Here is a 23,683-nt window from a genome sequence, read left to right as displayed (position 1 = left end):
GGCTATATCCATGGCCTTTAGCATCGTCCTGCTCCTGGTCTTCGGGCTGGGGCTGGTCTGGCTCAACATCGAGCGCGTGGACCTGGCCTACGAACTCAACAAGATGCAGCGCCAGATCGACGATGTCGAAACACTTTCGGCCAAGCTCGAAGTGGAGCGCAATACGCTTATTACCCCGTCCCGGCTGCGTGGGGTCGCCCGGGAATACGGACTTGGCCCGGCCCGCTCCGGCCAGATTCGGCGCGTGTCCCAGTCCGGGACCGTCGAGACGTCGCCGCTTTTGGCCACGGCCGAGGATCAGGACGGCCGGATCATGGCCAAGGCCCCGGCCAAATCCGCTGGCGAGGCCTCGCAGTCCAAGACCAAGGGCCGCAAGGCCGGGCGGAAACCCTAGGGATGCCGGGGCCGGGCATGCGCAAGCCGAAAGTCGATCGCCAGCAGAAGACCGTGCGCGATTGGAGCCGGGTCAAGCTCACCTGCGTGGGCGTCTTTTTCCTGTTGGCCTGGCTCGGTTTGTGGGCCCGGGCCGGCTACCTCCAGATCGTGGTCGGTCCGGAGCTGGCCGAAAAGGCCCTGCGCCAGCATCTGGCCTCGGAGGTGGACAAGGGGGCCCGTGGCGAAATTTACGACCGTGGCGGCCGGCTTTTGGCCAAAAGCGTGGAGTTCGAGGCCGTGTTCGTGCGGCCGAGGGAAGTGACCGAGCCCGAAAAGACCGCCGATTTTCTGGCCAAGGTGCTCCATATGAAGGAACAGCGCATCGTCAAAAAGCTGCGCAGCTCCTCCAACATGGTCTATCTCTCCTGGCGGGTCGGGGATCGCACCGCCGCCCGCATCCGCGAGGCCAAGTTGGACGGCGTTTATTTCACCAAGGAATACGGGCGGTTTTACCCCAACGGGCATCTGGCCAGCCAGGTGATGGGGTTTGTGGGCGTCGGCGATGTGGGCCTCGAAGGCGTGGAAAAGGCCTTCGACGGCCGTCTGACCGGCCGGCAGGCCAAGTACGTGGTCCAGCGCGACGCCTCCGGTCGGCGCTTCTTTTTCGATGCCCAGGGCCGGGAACTGGCCGACATCAACGGCCACGACGTGCGCCTGACCATCGATTCGCAGATTCAGTTCTTCGCCGAGGAGGAGCTGGAAAAGGCCGTCACCGACAACCATGCCAAGGGCGGCACCTGCCTGGTCGTCCACGTGCCCACGGGCGAAATCCTGGCCATGGCCAACTATCCCTTTTTCAATCCCAACGTGGGGCGCGGCATCAGCCCCCGTATCGCCCGCGACCACGCCGCCCTGGACGTCTACGAGCCCGGTTCCACCATGAAGCCCCTGCTCGTGGCCTCGGCCCTCCAGGAGCACGTGATCAGGCCCACCTCCACCTTCAACTGTGAAAACGGCCGGTTTGCCTTCGCCAATAGGACCATCCGGGATACCCACTCCTACGGTGTGCTGCCGGTCAACATGATCGTGCGCGTTTCGAGCAACATCGGCGCGGCCAAAATCGGCCTGCAGCTCGGCGCGAAGCGGCTGCACCATTATTTCGACCTGCTTGGTTTCGGCCGCCCGACGGGACTTCGCATCACCGGCGAAGCCAAGGGGCTTGTGCGGCCGCTCAAAGCCTGGATGCCCATCGACGTGGCCACGGCCTCTTTTGGCCAGGGCATTGCCGTGTCCCCGGTCCAGCTGGCCCAGGCCTACCTCATTTTGGCCAACGACGGCGTGTACAAGCAGATCAAGCTCGTGGCCGACCCTCCCGACGACCAACCCGAGCGCACGCCCTACCGCGTCTTCGACGCCGAGGTGGCCCGCACCGTCCAGTCCATGATGCGCGAGGTGGTCCAGGAAGAGCACGGCACCGGCAAAGTGGCCCGCATTCCGGGCCTGGAGACCGGCGGCAAGACCGGCACCGCCCAAAAGGCCGGCTCCCATGGCGGCTATGGCAACAAGTACCTGGGGTCCTATGTTTCCTTCGTGCCGGCCCTTCATCCGGAATACATCCTCATCGTGATGATTGACGAACCCGAGCCGAGTCACTACGGCGGGGTCGTCGCCGCGCCGGCCGTGCGCAACGTGACCCTGCGCATGCTGTCCTACCTCGGCCGCATGCCCGAGACCGTGCAGATGGCCAAGGCCCAGACGCCGGACCAGATGCCGGAGCAGTCCCCGGCCAAGGAGCAGGCCCAGGCGCCGGCCGCGCCCGCCGTGAAGGAGCCGAGCAAGGCGGACAAGGATATTTTGGCCATCGCCGGAGGGGCCGCCGGCGACATCAAGCAGGTTTCGGTCCAATCCGTGCCGAATTTCGCCGGCATGCCGTTGCGGCAGGCGGTGGAAATCCTGGTCGGCAAGGGCATCGTGCCAAGGCTCGAAGGTCAGGGGCTGGTGGTCTCGAAACAGAGTCCGGCTCCGGGCGCGCCCTGGCCCTCCGGCGAAAAAAACGAAGTCGTGTTGTGGCTTTCCAGGCCCTCCTGATGGTGAGGCGAGCATGATGGCAGATACGCGCAATCCGTCCCTGGACGCGTTGCTGGACAAAGTCCGCGAAGACGCTCTTCCCGTGGCCGGGCATTCCGCCAAGGTCGTGTCCGGCGGCGTGTTCGTGGCCGCCTCGGGCACGGCCGCCGACGGCGCGCGGTTCATTCCCGACGCCCTGGCCCGGGGCGCGGCGGTGATCGTGGCCGGCCCGGGGACCGTGCTTCCGGGCGGGAGCGGGGCTACGCTTGTCAGCGTGGACGAGCCGCGAAAGGCCCTGGGGCTCCTGGCCGCCGCCCGCTTTGGCACCGACCGCATGGCCATGCCCGTGGTGGCGGTCACCGGCACCAACGGCAAGACCACGGTCAGCTATCTGATCGAGCGTCTGGCCACGGCCGCCGGCAAGAAGGTCGGCGTGCTCGGCACGGTGGCCTACCGCTGGCCGGGGGTGAGCCGGAACGCCTCGCTGACCACCCCGGACTGCCTGACCATCCACGAGGATCTGGCCGCCATGGCCGCCGCCGGCTGCGATCTGGCCGTCATGGAGGCCTCCTCCCATGCCCTGGACCAGGACCGGCTGGCCGGGCTTTCCTTCGCCGCCGGGGTGTTCACCAACCTGACCCAGGACCACCTCGACTACCACAAGGACATGGAGACCTATTTCGCGGCCAAGGCCAAGCTGTTCCGCCACTATCTGCCCGACCCGGCCACGGCGGTGCTCAACTACGACGATCCCTTCGGCCTGCGTCTGCTCAAGGAATTTCCCACTGCCCTGGGCTACGGCCTGGGCAAGGCCCCGGCCGGCTTCACCCGGCTCCTCGCCGGCGGCATCCGCGCCCACGGCCGCGACGGGCTGCATCTGGGGGCGGGCTTCGGCGACGAGGCCTTCGAAGTGGCCTCGCCCATGCCCGGCCGGCACAATGCCGCGAATCTCCTGGCCGCCATGGGCACGGGCCTGACCCTCGGCCTGCCCTACGAGACCTTCGAGGCCCTGGCCGATTGCCACGGCGCGCCGGGACGCCTCGAGCGCATTCCCAATCCCGCCGGGCTGACCGTTTTCGTCGATTACGCCCACACCCCGGACGCCCTGGAAAACGTGCTCGGCGCGGCCAGGGAGTTCACCGCCGGCCGGCTTTTCGCCGTGTTCGGCTGCGGCGGCGACCGCGACCGCACCAAGCGTCCGCGCATGGCCGAAGCCGTTTCCCGGTGGGTCGACGTGGCCGTTTTGACCTCGGACAATCCCCGGCACGAGGACCCGCTGGCCATTATCGAAGACGCCAAGCCCGGGCTGTCCGGTGCGCGCAAGGCCATCATCGAACCCGACCGGCGTCGGGCCATCGCCCTGGCCCTTGACGCCATGCGACCCGAGGACGTGCTGGTGATCGCCGGCAAGGGACACGAAACCTATCAGCAGATCGGCGACGTGAAGCACCCGTTTTCCGACGCCGCCGTGGTCAGGGAGCTTACCGGATGCGCATGACCTTGTCCGATATCCTCGCAGCCACCAGGGCCGTCGGCGACGTGGGTGAACGCGGCAATCCCATCATCGAGGCCGTGCGCATCGACAGCCGGGCCGTCATCCCCGGCTGCCTGTTCGTGTGCGTGCCCGGCGAACGCTTCGACGGCCACAATTTCGCCGCCGAGGCCGTGGGCAAGGGCGCGGCCGCCGTTTTGGCCGACAGACCGCTTACCGGGCTGCCCGACGGCACGCCGGTGCTTTTGGTGCGCGACACCGTGGCCGCCTTGGGCATGCTCGCCCAGGCCTGGCGCAAGCAGGTCGGGGCCAGGCTTGTGGGCGTGACCGGCTCGGCCGGCAAGACCACGGTCAAGGAGCTCACTGCCGCCATTTTGGGCAAGCTCGGACCCACGGCGAAAAACTACAAGAATTACAACAATCGCATCGGCCTGCCGCTGTCCATGCTCGAAGCCTCCGACAAGGACGCGTATTGGGTCATGGAACTTGGCATCTCGCGGCCCGGCGAGATGGAGCCCCTGGCCGCCATCGCCGAACCCGACGTGGCCGTGATCCACAATGTCGGCCCGGCCCATCTGGAGGCCCTGGGTGACGTGGCCGGCGTTGCTGCCGAGAAGACGAAGCTTTTCAAATACCTGCGCCCCGGTGGCGTGGCCCTGGCCTCCATGGACTATCCCGAGCTGTGGGAGGCGGCCCTGGCCGTTTCCCCGCGCGTGCGGGGGCTTTCCACCAAGGGGCAGGGCAAGGGGCAGTCCGCGCCGTACCGGGCCAAATATCTGGGCGCGCTGGCCGAGGGCCGGGGCCGGTTTTTTCTCAAGCTCGGCGAGCTGGAGATGGAAGTCGAAACGCCGCTGACCGGCGGCCATTTCGCCGAGAACATCCTGGCCGCCGCCGCCGCCGCCCATATCCTCGGGGCCGGGGAAAAGCAGATCGCCGCCGGGCTCGAAACGGCGGTCATGCCCGAGCAGCGGTTCTATTGCCGTCGGCAGGGCTGCTACACCATCATCGACGACACCTATAACGCCAATCCGCTGTCCATGCGCCGGGCCATCGCCGCCGCCGTGGAGGCCGCCCAGGGCAAGCCGCTCGTGCTGGTCCTTGGCGAAATGCGCGAGATGGGCGTCCATGCCGAGGAAGAGCACGCGAAGCTCGGCGAGGCCGCCGCGGCAAGCGGCGCCCAGGCCGTCTTTTACCACGGGGCCCATGCCGACGCCGTGGGCGAAGGGCTGACCCGGGGCGGCTATGCCGGCCGGTTTGCCGTGGCCGACACCCCGGACGCCTTTTGCGACATGCTGGCCACCATGGAACTGCGCGGCGGCGTCTTCCTGTTCAAAGGTTCGCGGTCCATGCGTATGGAGGAGTATCTGGCCGCCTTCACCCAGAGCATCCAAAAGGACCCCAAGGCATGATCTATTACCTGCTGGTGCCGCTGGCGGCGCATATAAGCGCCCTAAATGTCTTCCGTTACATCACGTTCCGGTCGATCGCGGCGCTTCTCACTGCCCTGGTCCTTTCCATCGTGTTCGGTCCGCGCTTTATCCGCTGGCTGACCCGCCTCAAGTACGGCCAGTACATTCACGAGGACGTGGCCGCCCACCAGCGCAAGGCCGGCACCCCGACCATGGGCGGACTGCTCATCGCCTTTTGCATCCTGGTCAGCGTCCTGCTCTGGGGCGATCTGGCCAACGAATACGTCTGGATGACGATTTTCGTGTACCTGGGCTTCGGCGTCCTGGGCTTTGTCGACGACCATGCCAAGGTGGTCAAAAAGCGCAACAAGGGGCTTTCGCCCAAGGCCAAGCTCCTGGGGCAGCTGATCATTTCGGGACTGGCCGCGGCCGTGCTCCTGTCCGACCCCGAATATTCCACCCGGCTGGCCGTGCCCTTTTTCAAGCACGTAAATCCCGACCTCGGCCTCTTTTATTTTCCCTTCGCCATGCTGGTCATGGTGGCGGCGAGCAACGCCGTGAACCTGACCGACGGCCTGGACGGCCTGGCCATCGGCCCCATGATCGTCAACGCGGCCATGTTCGCGCTTTTCGTCTACGTGGCCGGCCATGCCCAGATGGCGCGCTACCTGCAGGTCATGCCCGTCTCCGGCGTGGGCGAGGTCACGGTTTTTTGCGGGGCCATGGTCGGGGCGGGGCTCGGTTTTTTGTGGTTCAACGCCTATCCGGCCCAGGTTTTCATGGGCGACGTGGGGTCGCTGTCGCTCGGCGGGGCGCTCGGGTTTCTCGCCGTGCTGTGCAAACAGGAACTGCTGCTCATGGTGGTCGGCGGACTTTACGTGGCCGAGACTGTCTCGGTTATTTTGCAGGTGGGCTACTTCAAGATGACGGGCGGCAAGCGGATTTTCCGCATGGCGCCGCTGCATCACCACTTCGAGCTGATGGGTGTGCCGGAATCGAAGATCATCATCCGGTTCTGGATACTGTCCATCCTGCTCGCCCTGGTGGGGCTGTCCACCCTTAAACTGCGGTAGGCGATTTTCGATGCGTGACATGCTCCATAGTGATCAACTGCGCGGGCACACGGCCGTCGTCGTCGGGGCCGGGTCTTCGGGCCGCGCCGCGGCAAGGCTGCTTGCCCGGCTGGGCGCGACCGTGCGTTTTCTGGAGAAAAAGCCCGAATCGGTGGCCGACGATTTCCGGGCCGAGGCCGTGGAAGCCGGCTACGACCTGCGCGTCGGGGAGCATGGGCCGGCCGATTTCGCCGGCGCGGACCTGGTCGTGCTCTCGCCCGGCATCCGGGCGGCGGGGCTTTCTGACTGTCTGGCCGCCTGCCCGGACGCCCAGGTGCTCTCCGAACTGGAGCTGGCCTCCTGGTTCGTGACCGAGCCCATCGTCGCCGTCACCGGCTCCAACGGCAAGACCACCACCGTCATGCTCGTAAGCCACCTGCTCGAGGCGGCCGGGCGCAAGGTCTTTACCGGCGGCAACATCGGCACGCCGCTGTCCGAATACGTGCTGGCCGGCGATCCGGCCGACGTGGTGGTGCTCGAGGTTTCGAGCTTCCAGCTCCAGCTCGTCAAATCCTTCCGCCCCAAGGTGGCGGTGCTGCTCAACTTCTCGCCCAACCACCTGGACTGGCACGCCGACCTGGAAGAATACCTGTCGGCCAAGCTCAATATTTTCGCCGCCCAGCGCCCGGGCGACACGGCCATCCTGCCGCGGGACATGCGCGAGACCCTGGCCGGCCGCTCCTTTACCAGGGCCGACGTCACCTGGTTCGAACCGACCGGCCGGTTCACCTGCCCAAGGCTTGCCGGCGCGCACAACCAGCAGAACATGGAAGCCGCCTTTCTGGCGACCCAGCCCTTCGGGGTGACCGAGGAGACGGCGAAAGTCGCTTTCGAGCGCTTCGCCCCGGCCCCGCACCGGTTGCAGATCATCGGCGAGAAGGGCGGGGTGCTTTTCGTGGACGACTCCAAGGCCACCACCGTGGCGGCCATGGAGGCGGCGCTCAAAAGCTTCGACCGGCCGGTGCGGCTTCTGTGCGGCGGCGTGTTCAAGGGCGGCGATCTGGTTGCGCTTTTGCCGCTGCTCAAGGAACGCGTCGCGGCTGTCGGGCTTTTCGGGGCCGGGCGCGAGGTGTTCGAGGCCGCCTGGGCCGGGCAGGTGCCGCTGTTCCATGAGCCCACCCTCAGGCCGACCGTCAGGCGTCTTTACGCCGAGGCCAGGGATGGCGATGTGGTGCTGCTCTCTCCGGCCACGGCGAGCTTCGACCTCTACGACGGCTACAAGGCCCGGGGCCGGGATTTCCAGGACATTTTCGCCGGACTGCCCATGACGCCGGATGCGGCGAAGGAGAAGCCATGAGCAGACTGCGCGTGGCGACGGCCGAAAACGCCAAAACCGGGACCTTCGATTTGTGGCTTCTGGGCGCGACGCTCATGCTCGCGGGCCTTGGGCTGGTCATGGTCTTTTCCTCCAGCGGGGTCATGGCCGAGCGCCTAAATGGCAACCGCTACTTCTTTTTCCAGCGTCAGGCGCTTTTCGCCCTGGTCAGCTTCGGGCTCATGTGCATCTGCGCCTACATGCCGCGCAAGGTGCTCCACGGCCCGGTCTATCTGTGGCTTTTCGCCATCATCTTTCTGCTCATCCTGACGCTGGTGCCGCCCTTTTCGGTCCGGGCCGGCGGCGCGCGCCGCTGGATGCATCTGGGGCCGGCCACCTTGCAGCCTATGGAGTTGGCCAAGGTGGTGCTGGTCATGTACCTGGCCTATTTTTTCAGCCAGAAACAGCAGATGGTGCGCTCTTTTTCGGTCGGGTTCATCCCGCCGGTCATCGTCACCGGTTTTCTCGGGCTCATTTTGCTGCTCCAGCCCGACTTCGGCGGCGCGGTCTTTCTGGGCATGCTCTTTTTCCTCATGAGCCTGGTCGGCGGCACGCGCCTGACCTACCTCGCCGTGTCCATGCTCTTCGGCGTCGGGGCCATGGGGCTGCTCATCGCCTCCTCGCCCTACCGCTTCAAACGCTGGTTCGCCTTTCTCGATCCCTTCAAGGACCCGCAAAACGTGGGCTACCAGCTCGTGCAGTCCTTCTACGCCTTCGGTTCGGGCGGCATCACGGGCGTTGGTTTCGGGGCCGGCAAACAGAAGCTCTTTTACCTGCCCGAGGCCCACAACGACTTCATCATGGCCGTGCTCGGCGAGGAGCTTGGCTTTATCGGCATCTCCATCGTGTTCATCTGCGTCGGCATCCTGCTCTGGCGCGCTTTCAGGGTGGCCTTGGCCCAGGACGACCTGCGCGACCGGTTTACGGCCTACGGCATGACCCTGGTCCTGGCGCTGGGGGTTGTCCTCAATCTGGCGGTGGTGCTCGGCTGCGTGCCGCCCAAGGGCGTGGCCATGCCCTTTTTGAGCTACGGCGGCAGCAACCTGCTGTCCTGCTTCCTCTGCGTCGGCATCCTGCTCAACCTTTCCCGGAGCGCCCGGACATGACGCGCATCGTGCTGACCACCGGCGGCACCGGGGGCCATATTTTCCCGGCTTTGGCCGTGGCCGAGGCCTTGCAGGCCGCAAGGCCGGACGTCGGCATCCTTTTTGTCGGCGGGGCCGGCCCGGAAGGGCGGCTGGCCACCCAGGCCGGGCTGTCCTTTGTCGGGCTGCCGGCCAAGGGCGTCTTCGGCCGGGGGCTTCGCGCCCTGGCCGCGCCGGTGTGGATGGCCAGGGCGTTTGGCATGGCCATACGGGTGCTGCGCCAGTGGCGGCCGGACGTGGTGGCGGGCTTCGGCGGCTACGCCGGATTCGTGCCCGTGGCGTCGGCGAAACTGCTCGGCCTGCCCACGGTCATCCACGAGCAAAACAGTGTCCCGGGCGTGACCAACAAGATCCTCGGCCGCTTCGTGGACGTTGTCTGCATCACCTATCCGGATGAGGCGCGGGTGTTTTCGCCGCAAAAGACGAAACTGCTCGGCAACCCCATCCGGGGGGGCATCGCGGCCGGCGCGGCAGCCCGTCAGGAGGGGGGGGAGCGGCATCTGCTGGTCCTTGGCGGCAGCCAGGGGGCCAGGGCCGTCAACGACGCCGTCATCGACATCCTGCCGCGCCTGCTGGCCGCCGGCATATCGGTGCGCCTGCAAGCCGGCCGGGTCGATTTCGACCGGGTCGGCGAGCGCGTGGCCGCCATCCTGGCCGACCGTCCCCAGGGGGAAGAGCGCGGCGGGGTGGTCATCGAAAATTTCATCGAGGACATGGCCGAGGCCTACGCCTGGGCCGATCTGGTCCTGGCCCGGGCCGGGGCCACGACACTGGCCGAGGTCACGGCGGCGGGAAAGCCTTCCTTGCTCATTCCCTTTCCCTTTGCCACCCACGACCACCAGTCGGTCAATGCCGCGTTTCTGGCCCGGGCCGGCGCGGCCGGGGTCATCGCCCAGGCCGATCTCCCGAACCGCGATCTGGCGGCGGAGGTGACCGGGCTGCTCGGCGATCCGGACAGGCTGGCCCGCATGGGCGCGGCCGCATCCGCCGCCGCCATGCCGGACGCGGCCGCGCGCATCGCCGCCGTGCTCCTCGATCTGGCCGGGCGCAAGGGAGGCGCCAAATGAACATGCAGCAACACGTCCACTGCGGCGCCGGGGCCATGGGCACCAAGGTCCGCAAGATTCATATGATCGGTATCGGCGGTTCGGGCATGAGCGGCATCGCCGAAGTGCTCATCAACCTCGGCTATGAGGTCTCGGGCTCGGATCTGGCCATGGGCGCGACCGTCAAGCGCCTGGCCGGCCTCGGGGCCAACATCGCCATCGGCCATGGCCGGGAAAACCTCGGCGACGCCGATGTGGTGGTCAAATCCACGGCCGTGACCAATGACAACCCCGAGGTGGTCGTGGCCCGCGAGCGCGGCATCCCGGTCATCCCCAGGGCCGAGATGCTGGCCGAGCTCATGCGGCTGCGAAATGGCATCGCCGTGGCCGGCACCCACGGCAAGACCACCACCACCTCGCTTCTGGCCACCATCTTCACCGAGGCCGGCTACGACCCGACCGTCATCATCGGCGGCCGGCTCAACGCCTACGGCGCCGGGGCGCGTCTGGGACAGGGCGAATACCTCATCGCCGAGGCCGACGAATCCGACGGCTCGTTTCTGTGCCTGTCGCCCATCGCCTCGGTGGTGACCAACGTCGATGCCGACCACCTGGACCACTACGCCAACCTGGCCGCCATCGACGACGCCTTTGTGGACTTTTTGAACGGTATTCCCTTCTACGGGGTCAACGTGGTCTGCCTCGACGATCCGGGCGTGGCCCGGCTCCTGCCCCGGGTCAATCGTCCCATCCTCACCTACGGCGTCACGTCGCCGGCGCGGCTGCGGGGGAAGATCCTCGAAACCGGGGCGACCAGCCGTTTCACCGTGACCCTGGACGGCAAGGAGCTTGGCGAAATGCGGCTGGCCCATCCCGGCCGCCACAATGTGCTCAATGCCTTGGGAGCCATCGGCCTGTCCCTGGAAGCCGGCATCGAGTTGCCGGTCATCGCCGCCGCCCTGGCCAAATTCGGCGGGGTGGGGCGGCGCTTCGAACGCAAGGGCGAACGCGACGGCGTGGTGGTGGTGGACGACTACGGCCACCATCCGGCCGAGATCAGGGCCACCCTGGCCACGGCCAGGACCGTCTATCCGGACCGCCGGCTGGTGGTGGCCTTCCAGCCCCACCGTTTTTCGCGCACCAAGGCGCTTTTCGGTGATTTCTGCACCTGCTTCGAGGCCGCCGACGAGCTGCTTTTGACTGAAATCTATCCGGCCTCCGAAGCGCCCATTCCCGGTGTCAGCGGCGAAAGTCTGGCCCAGGGCATCCGGCAGGTGAGCAAGACCAACGTGTCGTATTACCGCGATTTCCCGGCCATGGAGGAAGCCCTGGCCGGAGTCGTGCGCCCCGGCGACGTGCTGCTGACGCTCGGGGCCGGCAGCGTGTGGCAGGTGGGCGTGCATTATCTGGAGGCGGGTGGTGGCGCTTGAGGTGAAACCCGGGCCGGTTCTTGCGGCCCGCACCACGTTGCGCCTGGGCGGCCGTGCCCTGGCCGAGGTCGTTTTGACCGACATGGAAGACGCCCATGGCCTGGCCGAGGCTTTAGCCAGGCTCGGCGGGACGCCGCTGATCCTTGGCGGCGGCAGCAACATCCTGGCCGCCGACGGGGAGTTGCCGCTGATCGTGGTTTCGGCCAGCCTTCGCGGCGAGCCCGAGACCTTGCGGGAGCGCGCCGCGGGCAAGGTCCGGGTGCGGGTCCTGGCCGGGGTCAAGCTCCAGCGGCTGGTTGCCTGGCTGGCCACCCAGGGCCTGTCGGGACTTAGCGGCCTTATCGGCGTGCCCGGCACCGTGGGCGGGGCCGTGGCCGGCAATGCCGGGTCCTACGGCGAGGCCATGGGCGACGTGCTGGCCCGGGTGTGCCTGTGGACGCCGGAGACGGGCGTGGCCTGGCTTGGCCGGGAGGCCTTTTCCACGGCCTACCGCCGGTTTTCGCTCAAGGGCGTGGCCGGGTTTTACCTGGTGCTGGCGGCGGAGATCGACTGCGAGCCGCGCGAGCCGATCGACATCCGCCGGGACATGGTGGCCTGCCTGACCCAAAAAAAGGCCAGCCAGCCCATCACCGCGGCCACGGCCGGCTGCGTGTTCAAGAATCCGCCCGGGGCGTCGGCCTGGAAGCTCCTGACGGAAGCGGGATTTAAGGGAAAGCGGCTCGGGAACATGGCTTTTTCGGATAAGCATGCAAATTTTTTGGTAAATTGTGGCGGAGGAACAGGGGGGGAGGCATTTTCGCTGCTCGAATCGGCCCGAAAGGCCGTTTTGGCGCGAAGCGGTCAGGAACTGGAACCGGAAGTGAGGATCGTGCCATGAACGTCAGGGTAGGAGCGCTGTCGGGACTTGGGGGGGGCTCGTCAAAGCGTCGCCGCAACGGCTATTCGGGCGCTGCGCCCCGGGTGACCGTCAAAAGCCGTGTGGTGAAATCCAAGAGCAACCGCAACCGTAACAACGTGCGCGGCGAGTGCTCGCTGCACATGCCCACGGTGAGCCTTGGCGGCATGGGCCGGCTTTGCACCCGGGTTTTTTCCATGGCCCTGATGTCGGCTTTGGTCCTGGCCGTGAGCGTGGCCCTGCTTGCCGGATACCGCTGGCTGACCACGGTCAACTACTTCGCCTTGCAGCAGGTGTCCGTCACCGGTTGTTCGCGCCTGTCCGAGGAGCACATCCGCGAGGTGGCCGGACTGACGCCAGGGGTCAATGTGCTGTCGCTGTCCATGGACCGGATGCGGGCCGATCTGGCCCAGGAACCCTGGATTGACGCGGTGACCGTCAAGCGGGTGCTGCCCGGGACGATTCTGGTGGATGTGAAGGAAAAAAGTCCTTCCTATCTTGTGCAGTATCAAGGAACACTCTATTACGCCGACGAAGGTGGACGCATCATCGACAAGGTCGAGCCCGGGCAATTTGTATCGTTGCCCCAGATCGAGGTCGAGGCCGGCATGGAGAAGCATCTGGCCCTGCTGGCCGATCTGCGGCGCGCCGTGGCCGAACATCAGGTGCCGTTCGATTTCGGGCAGATCGCCTGGCTGCGTCTGAGTTGGGGCAGGGGGCTGGAAATTCGTTTGATGGACCCGGGGATTCTTTTGTGCCTGGGCTCCAAGCAATGGAATCGCAATCTTTCCCGGATGAATCTGGTCTGGACCGACTTGCGCCGGCGGGGGGAGCTGGGCTCGGTCGGGCAGATTACGGCCGAGGGGGACAAGGTCTGGGTGGAGAAACGCGGCAATTCGGGGGATGCGCCGCAAGGCTAGGGGAGCGTTCCTCAAAATACGCAAGTATTTATTAAGGAAATCATGCGGCCTCGTTTCGAGGACACGACATGGGGAGCGCGCGGAGCGGGCAACGCCGGCGTTGGAATCCAAATTGCGTCAGAGGCGATTTTGGACATGAAATTGAAGAGCTTTTGACGTAGAAAGCCCGTGGGCATGCCGACGTCAGGAAAGGAAACGTTCAGGGAGCGGTTTATGGCCAGGTCGGAACTAATCGTCGGGCTCGATATCGGCACCACCAAGATTTGCGTGGTTGTCGGCGAACTCTCGCCCGAAGGCGTGGATGTGGTGGGAATCGGCACAAGTCCGTCCACCGGACTGCGCAAGGGTGTGGTCGTCAATATCGAACAGACCGTGCAGTCCATCAAAAAGGCCCTGGAAGAGGCCGAACTCATGGCGGGTTGCGAAATCCGCTCGGTCTATGCCGGCATCGCCGGCAGTCACATCAAAGGGTTCAACAGTCACGGGGTCATTGCCGTCAAGGGCGGTGAAGTCGGTCCCCGCGACATTGAACGGGTCATAGACGCGGCCAAGGCCGTGGCCATCCCGTTGGATCGGGAGGTCATCCACATCCTGCCGCAGGAATTTATCGTCGACGACCAGCGCGGCATCGCCGATCCGCTCGGCATGGCCGGCGTGCGCCTGGAAGTGCGGGTGCACATCGTCACCGGGGCCGTCACCAGCGCCCAGAACATCATCCGTTCGTGTCACCGGGCCGGGCTCGACGTCTCGGACATCGTGCTCGAGTCCCTGGCCTCGTCCAAGGCGGTGCTCACCAACGAGGAGCGCGAAATCGGCGTGGCCCTGGTCGACCTTGGCGGCGGCACCACGGATCTGGCCATCTTCGCCAACGATTCCATCAAGCACACCGCCGTGCTGGCCCTTGGCGGCACCAACCTGACCAACGACATCGCCTTCGGCCTGCGCACGCCCATGGCCTCGGCCGAGAAGATCAAGATCAAATACGGCTGCGCCCTGGCCGAGATGGTGCCCAAGGACGAGGTCATCGAAGTCATGAGCGTCGGGGGGAGGGAGCCCCGCCGGCTCTCGCGGCAGGTGTTGGCCGAAATCTGCGAGCCCCGCGTGGAGGAGATGCTGGCCCTGGTGGACCAGGAGCTCATCCGCTCGGGCATGAAGAGCCAGATCGGCGCGGGTGTTGTCCTGACCGGAGGCACGGCGCTGATCGAGGGCATCCAGGAGCTTGGAGAACAGATTTTCAACCTGCCCACGCGCATCGGTTATCCCGACAAGGTCGGGGGCCTGAAAGACGTGGTCAACAGCCCCATGTACGCCACGGCGGTGGGGCTCCTCATGTACGGCGCGGAGAAAGAGGGCGTGGAACAGCGCTTCCGCATCCGCGACGAGAATGTGTTCAACCGCATTCTGGGGAGGATGCGGAAATGGTTCGTGGACGTGAAGTAGTCGCGTCCGCGCAAGTAATGCTGGGGGATAACCAGGGAGTTCGATAGGGGGAGATCGATATGGAATACTTGGAACTGGAACAAGGGTCGAACGCCCGCATCAAGGTCGTCGGATGCGGCGGCGGCGGCGGCAACGCCGTTGAAAACATGATCTGCTCGGCCATGTCCGGTGTGACCTTCATCACGGCCAACACCGATATCCAGGCCTTGCAGAAGTCCCAGGCGGAGTACCGCATCCAGCTCGGCGAGAAGCTGACCAAGGGTCTTGGCGCGGGAGCCAACCCCGACGTCGGCCGCGACGCGGCGCTGGAAAGCATCGACGCCATTCGCGAGGCCATCGGCGATTGCGACATGGTCTTCGTCACCGCCGGCATGGGCGGCGGCACCGGCACCGGCGCGGCTCCGGTCGTGGCCCAGGTGGCCAAGGAGGCCGGCGCGCTCACCGTGGCCGTCGTGACCAAACCTTTTTATTTCGAGGGCAAGAAACGTCTTCTTTCGGCCGAAAAAGGCGTTCAGTCGCTTCGGGACGTGGTGGACTCCATCATCACCATCCCCAACGACCGCCTGCTTTCGTTGGCCTCGAAAAAAGCCACCTTCATCGAGATGCTCAAAAAGGCCGACGAGATCCTCTACTTCGCGGTCAAGGGCATTTCCGACCTCATCATGGTTCCGGGGTTGATCAACCTCGACTTCGCCGACGTCAAGGCCGTCATGAGCGAAATGGGACTGGCCATGATGGGATTCGGCACCGCGCGCGGCGAATCCCGCGCCCGCGAGGCGGCGCTCAAGGCCATCACCAGCCCGCTGTTGGAAGACGTCACCATCGACGGCGCCCGCGGCGTGCTCATGAACATCACCTGCGGCCCGGACCTGACCATCGAGGAAGTGGACGAAGCCGCCTCCACCGTCACCGAGGCCGTCCACGAGGACGCCAAGGTCTTTTTCGGCACGGTCTTCGATCCCGACGCCACCGACGAGATGCGCATCACCGTCATCGCCACCGGCATCGAGTCCGCCATGCAGCGCGACGCGGCGCCGCAGCAAAAGGCCGTTGAGCAAAAGTCCGTGGATGTCATCACCCAGCTGGCGCGGCAAAAGTCCTCCGGCGGCGCGCCCACCAACCCCGGCAGTGGCGGCGGTGGCGGCGGCGTCCAGAGCCCGCGCAGCGTGCGCGTGCTGTCCACCCAGCAGGCCAACGACTACAATATCCCGGCCTACCTGCGCAAAGGCGGCAAGAAGGGCAACCCCGAGGCGGCCCTGAACCAGGCCCCGATCAAGACCCAGCCCGTGGGCGAGGAAGAATTCCTCTTCGATGAGGAGGAATTCGAAATTCCTTCCTTCATCCGCATGCAGGCGGACTAGGAGCCGGGAGGGACAGCGTCCCTCCCGGGTTTCCTCCCTGCCGGGGACTGACCCCCGGCCCCCGATACGGGGAAAGGTGACGTTTGAGCGAAACGAGGCGGGCAAGGGTCCATTTCGGCCTGGACAGGCCCGAGGTGCGGGATTTCGGCGGACGGCTGCCCGTGGCCCTGGCCGTACCCGGCGCGGAGGCCCTCGCCCTGTCGGCCCTGGGCTGGCAGGCCGTCTGGAGACTGCTGACGGACGATCCGGCCCTGGCCGTGGAACGGGTTTTCTGTCGTCCGGGCGAGCCCCCCGTGGCCGAGGATTCCGGCCGGCCCCTGGCCGACTTTCCGGTCATCGCCTTTTCGCTGTGCTACGAGGAAGACTACCTGCCCGTGGCGGCTGCCCTGACCGCCGCGGATATCCCCCTTTCGCGCGACAAGCGGCCCGATTTTCCCATCGTCGTGGGAGGCGGGCCGCTTGCCTTTCTCAATCCCGCTCCCATCCTGCCGGCCCTGGACCTGCTTTTCGTGGGCGAGGCCGAGGCCGGACTGGCCGAGGTCCTGGCGGCGCTGCGCCGGGCCGTTCTTTCCGGCGCGGACAAGGCTGCCTGTCTTGCCGCCGTGGCCCATATGCCGGGCGTGCTCGTCCCGGGCATCACCCGCACCCCGGTCTTGCGGGCCTGCGCCGTGGACGCCGGCGAGGCCACGCTGTTGGCCGATCCGGCCCACTCCTGCTTCGTCTCCGGCCACGCCGCCTTTCGCGACATGTTCCTGGTCGAGGTCAATCGCGGCTGTCCCTACGGCTGCCGGTTTTGCGCCGCCGGCTACGTCTACAGGCCGCCCAGGCAGGCGCGGATGGCCCAGATGCAGGCGCTTATCGAGGATGTCTCGCCGCGCAAGGTCGGCCTTGTCGGCACGGCGCTGACCGATTGGCCCGATCTGCTGCCGTTTCTCACCTGGCTGCGGGAGCGGGGCACCAAGTTCTCGCTTTCCTCGGTGCGCGCCGACGGCATAACCCCGGAGCTGTTGTCCATCCTGCGCCAGGCCGGGCTGCGCACCCTGACGCTGGCCCTGGAAGCGCCGAGCGAGCGCCTGCGCCGTGCCGCCAACAAGCACCTGAGCCTGGACGCGCTGGTAAACGCCGTCGCTCTGGCCGGGAAATACGGCATCAACCACTTGAAGTTCTACTTGATCGTGGGCTGGCCCGGGGAATGCCCCGAAGACTTCGACGTTCTGGCCCCGCTTCTGGCGCAAGTGGCCAAGGCCGCGTCCATCGGCAAGGGCAAGCGCGGCGTGGCCCACGCCACCCTGTCCGTCAACCCGCTGGTGCCGAAGCCGGCAACGCCCATGCAGTGGGCCCCCATGGCCTCGGTCGCCACCATCGAGGCGGCCTACGCCCGAATCCGCGAAGCCGCCAAACCGCTGCCGGGGTTCCGCGTGGAAGTGGAAAACGCTTCCATGGCCCGTATGCAGGGACTCCTCGCCCGGGGTGACGAACGCCTTTTCCCGCTCATCGAGGCGGCGGCCGCCTCTGGCAGCTTCCGCCGGTCGCTTGCGACCTGGGACGGCGACGAGGCCTTCTATCTCGACCGCATGCGCGAGAAGGACGAAGCCTTCCCCTGGGACATCGTCGATATCGGCGTGTCGCGCGAATACCTCTGGCGCGAATGGGAGCGTTACCAAGAGGGCGTGGGCACGGCCAAATGCCCGCCGGAGGGGTGCCAAATGTGCGGGCGCTGTTTATCAATGATACGTTAGAATGCGCGAGGTGAACAACAATGTTCGATGAGATTGTGCTGTCTGTTGTGTCTTTTGCTGGCGGTTGTTTTGTTAGATATTTGTTTGACAGTAGGGATTATAGGCAAAAAATACTCGAAGGTGATTTTTTTATGTTTACCAAGGAGTGTGCTAGGATCAGGGATGATTATATTTTGTATTGTCAAGAATTGCATAACCATAATAAACAAGAAGAAGTTGCTGCTTATTCAAAACTATCTAGAACGACAATAAAAGAGCTTGGGGAAAATTTAAAAAATTCTTTGAATATTATTGAAGAATTTTCTGCAGCGAAGAGTGTCTATCGTATAGTAAATAAGTTGAATAAAGTTATTCTTGAAGCAAATATATATTATGATAAGAGGTTTGATGAAGAAGGAAATTTTAAAAAAGAATTTCTTGATTTTTTGGAGGATGCTAAATTGTTGCAGGATGAATTGATAAAAGACTGGATCGATTTGAATAGACGTTTATATTTTGTATTGACATCTGTCTTCAAGTGGGATGTGCAACGAATTATACGTAATAAGTTTTGTAGTACATTTGCAAATAATGGTAGTTGAATTTATATGACCCTACCTCTTTACCTCGCCTTCATCGCCGCCGCGTCGGTGCTGCTCGTTTTTCCCGGCCCCACCGTACTCATGGTCATCGGCTACGGCCTGGCCGAGGGCCGCAAATCCGTCTGGTCCCTGTTGACCGGCGTGTGCCTTGGCGACGCCGTGGCCTGCGCCGGCTCCCTGGCCGGACTCGGCGCGCTGCTCTCCGCCTCGGCCGCCGCCTTCACCGTGGTCAAGGTCGTCGGCGCGGTCTATCTCATCTGGCTCGGCATCGCCATGCTGCGCTCGGGCAACGACGCGGCCGTGTCACCGGCCCCATGCCCGGCCGGCCGGAAATTCGTCCACGCCTTCACCGTCACCGTCCTCAATCCCAAGACCATCCTCTTTTTCGTGGCCTTCCTGCCCCAGTTCGTGAGCCCCGCCGCCCCGGCCCTGCCGCAACTGGCGCTCCTCGGCACAACCTTCGTGCTGCTCGGCGCGGTCAACACCACCGCCTACGCGCTTCTCGCCGGCACCATCGGCGGTCGCATCCGCGATCCGCGCTTCGTCGGCACGCTGCGCCGCGTCGGCGGCGGGTCGCTCATCGGCGCGGGCGTGCTGACGGCCGTGGCGGTGAAGCGTTAGGCGGCAGGGGAAGGTGCCTCCGGCGGCCAGGGGAGGCGCTGCCTCCCCTGGACCCCACCGCCGGGGGACTTGATGTCCCCCGGACCCCCTTTTACCGGGTCGGGATGGTGAGGCGGAAGTTCGGTCGGTAGGTCTTGTCGCCGCAATCGGCCCGGCGGCACGAGAGGCTTACGCCTCTCGACGCCGGACACGATTGCGGCGACAACCGCGCCAGCGGCGAAGCGCCGCATTTTAAGAAGATATGTTTTCTGAATGTCGCCCCAAAGGGGCGACCGGCGTGGTGGAGGCTGAATTTTTCGGGGCGAGCCTGCCGCGTAAGCGGCGGCATCGTCCAGACAAATTCAGCCTCCATCTTCTCCACTCCGCCTTCCCGGCAGCCAACCCACCCCCCGCCCGACCAAAGCCGGGAAGGGGGGCCCGGGGGGCCCGTGGCCTCCCGGCGGGGTCCGGGGCGGAGCCCCGGTCTGTCCGTTCAGGCCTCCCTACCGATACCCCTCCGCCGCGATGCCTAACCGGCGCAATATCTTCTGTAACGACACGCGTTCCAGGCCCGAAACCCGTGCCGCTTCGGAGACGTTGCCGTGGGTCTGGCCCAGCAGCCGTTCGACGTAGCGCCGGGTGAAGGCGTCGACGACCCGGGCCTTGGCTTCGAGGTAGGGCGTGGGGGTGTCGTCGTCGTTATCGGCGTCGGCCGGGTCGCCCTGGCCAGGGTCGGCGGCGGCGATGGCGGCGGGACCGATGACATCGCCCCGGCAGAAGACGGTGAGGCGACGTACGAAATTGAACAGTTCGCGCACGTTGCCGGGCCATTCCCGGCCGGCCAGGGCGGCGAGGGCTTCGGCGGAGAATTCCTTTTCGCCTATGCCGGTTTCGCGGCAGGCCCGGGCCAGAAAGGCGGTGGCCAGAAGCGGGATGTCCTCGCGGCGTTCACGCAAGGGCGGCAGGCGCACGGTCAAAACGTTCAAGCGGTAGTAGAGGTCTTCGCGGAAGGTCTTGTCGGCGATTTTGCTTTCCAGGTCCTGGTTGGTGGAGGCCAGGATGCGCACGTCCACGGGCAGGGATTTGTTGGACCCGACAGGGCGCACCTCGCGTTCCTGGAGCACGCGCAGGAGTTTGGTCTGCACGCTCATGGGGATGTCGCCGATTTCGTCGAGCACGATGACGCCGCCGTTGGCGGAGGTGAAAAGTCCGCGCCGGTCGCGTTCGGCCCCGGTGAACGCGCCGCGCACGTGGCCGAAGAGTTCGCTTTCGAGAAGCTGGTCCGGGATGGCCGGGCAGTTAACCGAGAGAAACGGTCCCGAGGCGCGCCGCGACAGGCTGTGCACGGCCCGGGCGGCCAGTTCCTTGCCGGTGCCGGATTCGCCCCGGATGAGCACGGTGTAGTCCGAGCCGGCCACGGCGGCGATGGCCTCCTTGACCTGCTCCATGGCCGGCGACTGGCCGAGCAGCCCGGTCTCGCCGCCGCAGGCCGCGACCACCGCCCGCAGTCGGATGTTTTCGGCCAGCAGTTCCGCCCGTTCCAGGCCCTTGGCGATGACCCGGGCCAGGTGTTCGGAGTCCACGGGTTTGGTCAGGAAATCGTAGGCGCCGGCCTTGAGCGCGGTCACGGCCGTGTCGATGTCGCCATGGGCGGTGAGGAGGACCACGCCCAGGTTGGCATCGCGTTCCAGGGCGGCCCCCAGCAGGTCCAGGCCCGAGATGCCGGGCATGCGCAGGTCGGTCACCAGCACGGCGCAGGGGGCGCGGGCGAGATCGGCCAGGGCTTCCTCGCCCGAGAGCACGCAACCAAGGGACGCGTCCGGCAGTTTCTTGGCCAGAAGCCGTACGAGCCCCCGGGCGAAATCCGGCTGGTCGTCGACGATGAGCACACGCGGTGTGCCGTTCATGAGGCTTCCTCCTGGCAGGCGGGCCCGCAGGCCGGCAGGATGACGGTGAAGACCGCGCCGTCGGCGTTTTCCACTTCCACCCGGCCGCCCATGTCGCGCAGCAGGCCGAACACCACGGCCAAGCCCAGGCCCGAGCCGCGTCCGGCCTCCTTGGTGGTGAAAAACGGGTCGAAGATGCGCGTCAGGTCTTCCGGGGGGATACCCGGGCCGTTGTCCGAGACCAGGATGCTGACGCTGTCGTCGTCCGGGCCGGGGCAGGCGGCGATGCGGACCTCGCCCGTTTCCGGGGAGACCGCGTCCAGGGCGTTTAGAAGCAGGTTGGACAGCACCTGTTCCAGGGCCGAGGCATCGGCCCGGGCCACGGGCAGGTTGGCGGCGATGCTGGTTTCGAGGCGCACTTTTCGGGCTTGCCCCTGGACTTCGAACAGGCGCGAGAGGCTTTTTAGAAGCGCGGCGATATCGCAGGGGCCGGTGGAGGCCTGTCTGGGTCGGGCGAAATCGAGCAGGTCGCGCAGGACTTTTTTGGCCATGACGGCGTGGCGTTCGATGACGGCCAGGTCGTCCAGGGCCTGGGGATCGGTCTCGTTTTGGCGCAACAGTTCCGCGTAGCAGGCGATGACGCCAAGGGGGTTGTTGATCTCGTGGGCCAGCCCGGCGGCCAGCTTGCCCACGGCCACGAGCTTTTCGGTCTGGCGCATCTGTTCGCGCATGCGCCTTTCGGCCGTGTTTTCCCGGGCGTAGACCACCATGCGCCCGCCCTGGCCGGCGGGAGAGGCCAGGGGGTAGCGGGTGACGGCGAACGAGCGGCCGTCGGGCAGGGCGATGGTGGAAATGGTCGGGTCGATGCGGACCATCGCGGCGGGACTGGCCGCGTCGTCGCCCGGGGCGGGGCCGAAGACTTCCGGCGGCAGGCGCAGGGGGGCTCCGGGGACGGCCACGGGCGGCAGGGCGACCGCGTCGCCAAGCTCCTGCTGCAGCGCCCTGGCCAGCTCCCGGGCCGGTTCGTTGGCCAGGATGATGCCGAAGGAACTGTCGACCAGGGCCAGCGGGTCGGAAATGCCGTCGAAGATGGAGCCGAGCAGGGCGTTTTGGCCCAAAAGCGAATTGATGGCGTCGAGGTTTTCCAGGGCGATGCCGAGCTGCTGGCCGATGGCCCGGTAGAGCTCGGCGGCCTCGCTGTCCGGGCCGGGGCCGTCGGGCGGAAAGTAAAGGCGCAAAAGCCCCCGGCTGACGTCTGTCGTGCGCACCGGGATAAAGGCCGCATCGCCGGTCAGATGCAGGCGATCCTCGGCCACCAGTTTGCGCCACTCGGCAGGCGGTGGCGGCGGGGATTCCCCGGGCGGCCAGGAAACCGAGCCGCCGCCGGAAAATTCGCACTCGTAGGCCACGGCCCGGGCGCCGAAGCGTTCGGCAATGCGGGCCAGGGCGCCGGTCAAAAGCTCGGCCCTGGTCTGGGACATGTTGAGGATGCTTAAAAGCTCCACGAAAAGCGCCACGTCGGAGCGGCGTTCGTCGGCCTCGCGGGCGAGTTCCTTCGTTCTGGCCGTGACCGTGCGCTCCAGGTCCTCGGCGTGGTCCTCGATCTTGCCGCGCGCTTCCTTGAGCCGCGAGGCAAAGGCCTCGATGCCGGCGTAGATTTCCTCGATCTCGCCTTCGCCCGGAGGCTCGCTCGGCTCCTCGCCAACTTCCTTGGGAAAATAGCGGCGCATCACGTCCGTGACCCGGCGTAGATTGACCACCACCAGCCGGTCGAAGAAAAGCTGCACCGTCAGGTAAAAAACGCCGAGCCCCAGGGCGAAAAGGGCCACGAAGCTGAAGGTCGCCCCCTTGATCTGTCCCAGCGCCCCGGCCACGGGCATGGTCACGGCGTCCACGCCCACAAGCTCGTTCTCGTGCCGCCAGAATCCCCGCTTGTCCCCGTAGCGGTCGATGAGCGCCTTGGGCGCGACGGCCGGGTCGCCGTGGCAGTGCAGGCACGAGGCCTCCAGGCGCACCGGCTGGGCGGCCACGAACACCTCTTCCCCATCGCGTTCGGTGATTTCCTCCACCCGTGTCAGTTCCGGGTCCTTGGCGAACCGGTCCATGATCGCCCGCTCGAAGGCGTCGGCCTCGTAATCGGGATTTCGCGCCCGCACCGCCACCCGGCGGTAGCGGAACTGGTCCCCTTGGGCGTTTAGGTCGCTCATCACCCGGCGCGTGACGAACGAGGTGGACATGGCCTCGAGCAGGAATCCGTCCGGCGGCAGAAGCTCGTACATGGACGGCCGCAGGACGTGGCGGATGTAGGTCTGGACCGCCTCGGCCTGGGAGAGCACCAGCGAGGCCTTGTGCTCGGTGTCGGTGACGAGCTGGTTGCGCAGGTTCATGGAAATGACCACGGCAAAGAACATGCCGAGCACGGCCATGATGACGGAAAGGCCGACCACGAAGCGATGTTTAATGGTTTTGGGGTGCTGCTTGGCCATGAGATCCCCCTTGATCCTCTTTTGGGGCGGCTGGGGGAAAAAGGCAATGCAACCGCCCGGCTACGGGGTGCTAACCGGAGTTGGCACCTTGATTGGAGCAGGTTTTAAAAATCTTGTAAATACAAAATGTTGCAAATGGAAAAGGATTTGGTCCCGGACTTGCTTAGGACGACTGACGGGTCTCTCGGACCCGGTCCGGCGCGATGTTTGCCGCAGGGCGTTTGGGAGACGCTCCGGCGGCGGATTCGCCCGGGGGCGGCAGGGGAGGACGAAGCAATCGCGGGCCGCCGGATGTCCGCCGGCTTGCGGGAGCGATCGGCGCGGCGAGGTCGGCCACCCGGGCGGTTTCCGGGAGGGATGCCACGGGATGGCCTTATCGCGGTC

18 protein-coding genes are annotated in these 23,683 nt (G+C 65.8%); 16 read left to right on the top strand and 2 right to left on the bottom strand.

The window, feature by feature from the left end:
• Positions 1-10 precede the first annotated feature (10 nt).
• The 16 genes from ACMZ6R_RS00355 (at position 11) to ACMZ6R_RS00280 (ending at position 18,948) form a co-directional block, all read left to right on the top strand.
• Positions 11-394: a hypothetical protein gene (locus ACMZ6R_RS00355; protein ID WP_416108634.1), complete on the top strand. Its 384-nt coding sequence runs from the start codon at positions 11-13 to the stop codon at positions 392-394.
• A 17-nt stretch (positions 395-411) separates the two neighbouring features.
• A complete protein-coding gene (locus tag ACMZ6R_RS00350) occupies positions 412-2,463 on the top strand; it encodes a penicillin-binding transpeptidase domain-containing protein (protein WP_416108632.1) in 2,052 nt (683 codons plus the stop codon).
• 13 nt (positions 2,464-2,476) lie between these two features.
• Positions 2,477-3,940 (top strand): UDP-N-acetylmuramoyl-L-alanyl-D-glutamate--2,6-diaminopimelate ligase, encoded by a 1,464-nt coding sequence (locus ACMZ6R_RS00345; protein ID WP_416108630.1) that lies wholly within the window; start codon positions 2,477-2,479, stop codon positions 3,938-3,940.
• Entirely contained in the window at positions 3,931-5,343 is a 1,413-nt protein-coding gene (locus tag ACMZ6R_RS00340) for a UDP-N-acetylmuramoyl-tripeptide--D-alanyl-D-alanine ligase (protein WP_416108629.1), read from the top strand. The genes ACMZ6R_RS00345 and ACMZ6R_RS00340 overlap by 10 nt, the downstream gene beginning before the upstream one ends.
• Positions 5,340-6,416, top strand: coding sequence for a phospho-N-acetylmuramoyl-pentapeptide-transferase (gene mraY / locus ACMZ6R_RS00335; RefSeq protein ID WP_416108628.1), 1,077 nt, complete (start codon positions 5,340-5,342; stop codon positions 6,414-6,416). The genes ACMZ6R_RS00340 and mraY overlap by 4 nt, the downstream gene beginning before the upstream one ends.
• A gap of 10 nt (positions 6,417-6,426) precedes the next feature.
• Complete coding sequence (gene murD, locus ACMZ6R_RS00330; protein ID WP_416108627.1) at positions 6,427-7,752, top strand: UDP-N-acetylmuramoyl-L-alanine--D-glutamate ligase; 1,326 nt, start codon at positions 6,427-6,429, stop codon at positions 7,750-7,752.
• Positions 7,749-8,876, top strand: a complete 1,128-nt coding sequence (gene ftsW, locus ACMZ6R_RS00325; RefSeq protein ID WP_416108625.1) for a putative lipid II flippase FtsW — start codon at positions 7,749-7,751, stop codon at positions 8,874-8,876. The genes murD and ftsW overlap by 4 nt, the downstream gene beginning before the upstream one ends.
• A complete protein-coding gene (gene murG, locus ACMZ6R_RS00320) occupies positions 8,873-9,982 on the top strand; it encodes an undecaprenyldiphospho-muramoylpentapeptide beta-N-acetylglucosaminyltransferase (RefSeq protein WP_416108624.1) in 1,110 nt (369 codons plus the stop codon). The genes ftsW and murG overlap by 4 nt, the downstream gene beginning before the upstream one ends.
• A 35-nt stretch (positions 9,983-10,017) precedes the next feature.
• Complete coding sequence (gene murC / locus ACMZ6R_RS00315; protein ID WP_416108719.1) at positions 10,018-11,391, top strand: UDP-N-acetylmuramate--L-alanine ligase; 1,374 nt, start codon at positions 10,018-10,020, stop codon at positions 11,389-11,391.
• A complete protein-coding gene (murB, locus tag ACMZ6R_RS00310; protein ID WP_416108623.1) occupies positions 11,381-12,268 on the top strand; it encodes a UDP-N-acetylmuramate dehydrogenase in 888 nt (295 codons plus the stop codon). Before murC ends, murB begins: the two co-directional genes overlap by 11 nt.
• A complete protein-coding gene (locus tag ACMZ6R_RS00305) occupies positions 12,265-13,206 on the top strand; it encodes a cell division protein FtsQ/DivIB (protein WP_416108621.1) in 942 nt (313 codons plus the stop codon). Before murB ends, ACMZ6R_RS00305 begins: the two co-directional genes overlap by 4 nt.
• A 213-nt stretch (positions 13,207-13,419) precedes the next feature.
• On the top strand, positions 13,420-14,646 hold the full coding sequence (gene ftsA, locus ACMZ6R_RS00300) for a cell division protein FtsA (RefSeq protein WP_416108619.1): 1,227 nt from the start codon (positions 13,420-13,422) through the stop codon (positions 14,644-14,646).
• A gap of 59 nt (positions 14,647-14,705) precedes the next feature.
• A complete protein-coding gene (ftsZ, locus tag ACMZ6R_RS00295; protein ID WP_416108617.1) occupies positions 14,706-16,007 on the top strand; it encodes a cell division protein FtsZ in 1,302 nt (433 codons plus the stop codon).
• 83 nt (positions 16,008-16,090) lie between these two features.
• On the top strand, positions 16,091-17,746 hold the full coding sequence (locus ACMZ6R_RS00290) for a radical SAM protein (protein ID WP_416108616.1): 1,656 nt from the start codon (positions 16,091-16,093) through the stop codon (positions 17,744-17,746).
• Positions 17,747-17,766: 20 nt separating this feature from the next.
• Positions 17,767-18,327, top strand: a complete 561-nt coding sequence (locus tag ACMZ6R_RS00285) for a hypothetical protein (RefSeq protein ID WP_416108615.1) — start codon at positions 17,767-17,769, stop codon at positions 18,325-18,327.
• Positions 18,328-18,333: 6 nt separating this feature from the next.
• Positions 18,334-18,948, top strand: coding sequence for a LysE family translocator (locus ACMZ6R_RS00280; RefSeq protein WP_416108614.1), 615 nt, complete (start codon positions 18,334-18,336; stop codon positions 18,946-18,948).
• Positions 18,949-19,430: 482 nt separating this feature from the next.
• Here the strand turns inward: ACMZ6R_RS00280 and ACMZ6R_RS00275 are convergent, their stop codons facing one another.
• A complete protein-coding gene (locus ACMZ6R_RS00275) occupies positions 19,431-20,834 on the bottom strand; it encodes a sigma-54-dependent transcriptional regulator (RefSeq protein WP_416108612.1) in 1,404 nt (467 codons plus the stop codon).
• Positions 20,831-23,299 carry a c-type heme family protein gene (locus ACMZ6R_RS00270; protein ID WP_416108611.1) on the bottom strand — a complete coding sequence of 823 codons (2,469 nt, stop codon included), beginning with the start codon at positions 23,297-23,299 and terminating at the stop codon, positions 20,831-20,833. The genes ACMZ6R_RS00275 and ACMZ6R_RS00270 overlap by 4 nt, the downstream gene beginning before the upstream one ends.
• Positions 23,300-23,683: the final 384 nt, after the last annotated feature.

This window comes from Solidesulfovibrio sp. C21 (assembly GCF_047785625.1).
Taxonomy (GTDB): domain Bacteria; phylum Desulfobacterota; class Desulfovibrionia; order Desulfovibrionales; family Desulfovibrionaceae; genus Solidesulfovibrio.
This window is presented reverse-complemented; position numbering and strand designations above follow the sequence as displayed.

Coding starts and splice junctions, on each gene's coding strand:
- ACMZ6R_RS00355 (WP_416108634.1), top strand. CDS start 11: ATGGCCTTTAGCATCGTCCTGCTCCTGGTCTTCGGGCTGGGGCTGGTC.
- ACMZ6R_RS00350 (WP_416108632.1), top strand. CDS start 412: ATGCGCAAGCCGAAAGTCGATCGCCAGCAGAAGACCGTGCGCGATTGG.
- ACMZ6R_RS00345 (WP_416108630.1), top strand. CDS start 2,477: ATGATGGCAGATACGCGCAATCCGTCCCTGGACGCGTTGCTGGACAAA.
- ACMZ6R_RS00340 (WP_416108629.1), top strand. CDS start 3,931: ATGCGCATGACCTTGTCCGATATCCTCGCAGCCACCAGGGCCGTCGGC.
- mraY (WP_416108628.1), top strand. CDS start 5,340: ATGATCTATTACCTGCTGGTGCCGCTGGCGGCGCATATAAGCGCCCTA.
- murD (WP_416108627.1), top strand. CDS start 6,427: ATGCGTGACATGCTCCATAGTGATCAACTGCGCGGGCACACGGCCGTC.
- ftsW (WP_416108625.1), top strand. CDS start 7,749: ATGAGCAGACTGCGCGTGGCGACGGCCGAAAACGCCAAAACCGGGACC.
- murG (WP_416108624.1), top strand. CDS start 8,873: ATGACGCGCATCGTGCTGACCACCGGCGGCACCGGGGGCCATATTTTC.
- murC (WP_416108719.1), top strand. CDS start 10,018: ATGGGCACCAAGGTCCGCAAGATTCATATGATCGGTATCGGCGGTTCG.
- ACMZ6R_RS00305 (WP_416108621.1), top strand. CDS start 12,265: ATGAACGTCAGGGTAGGAGCGCTGTCGGGACTTGGGGGGGGCTCGTCA.
- ftsA (WP_416108619.1), top strand. CDS start 13,420: ATGGCCAGGTCGGAACTAATCGTCGGGCTCGATATCGGCACCACCAAG.
- ftsZ (WP_416108617.1), top strand. CDS start 14,706: ATGGAATACTTGGAACTGGAACAAGGGTCGAACGCCCGCATCAAGGTC.
- ACMZ6R_RS00285 (WP_416108615.1), top strand. CDS start 17,767: ATGTTCGATGAGATTGTGCTGTCTGTTGTGTCTTTTGCTGGCGGTTGT.
- ACMZ6R_RS00280 (WP_416108614.1), top strand. CDS start 18,334: ATGACCCTACCTCTTTACCTCGCCTTCATCGCCGCCGCGTCGGTGCTG.
- ACMZ6R_RS00275 (WP_416108612.1), bottom strand. CDS start 20,834: ATGAACGGCACACCGCGTGTGCTCATCGTCGACGACCAGCCGGATTTC.
- ACMZ6R_RS00270 (WP_416108611.1), bottom strand. CDS start 23,299: ATGGCCAAGCAGCACCCCAAAACCATTAAACATCGCTTCGTGGTCGGC.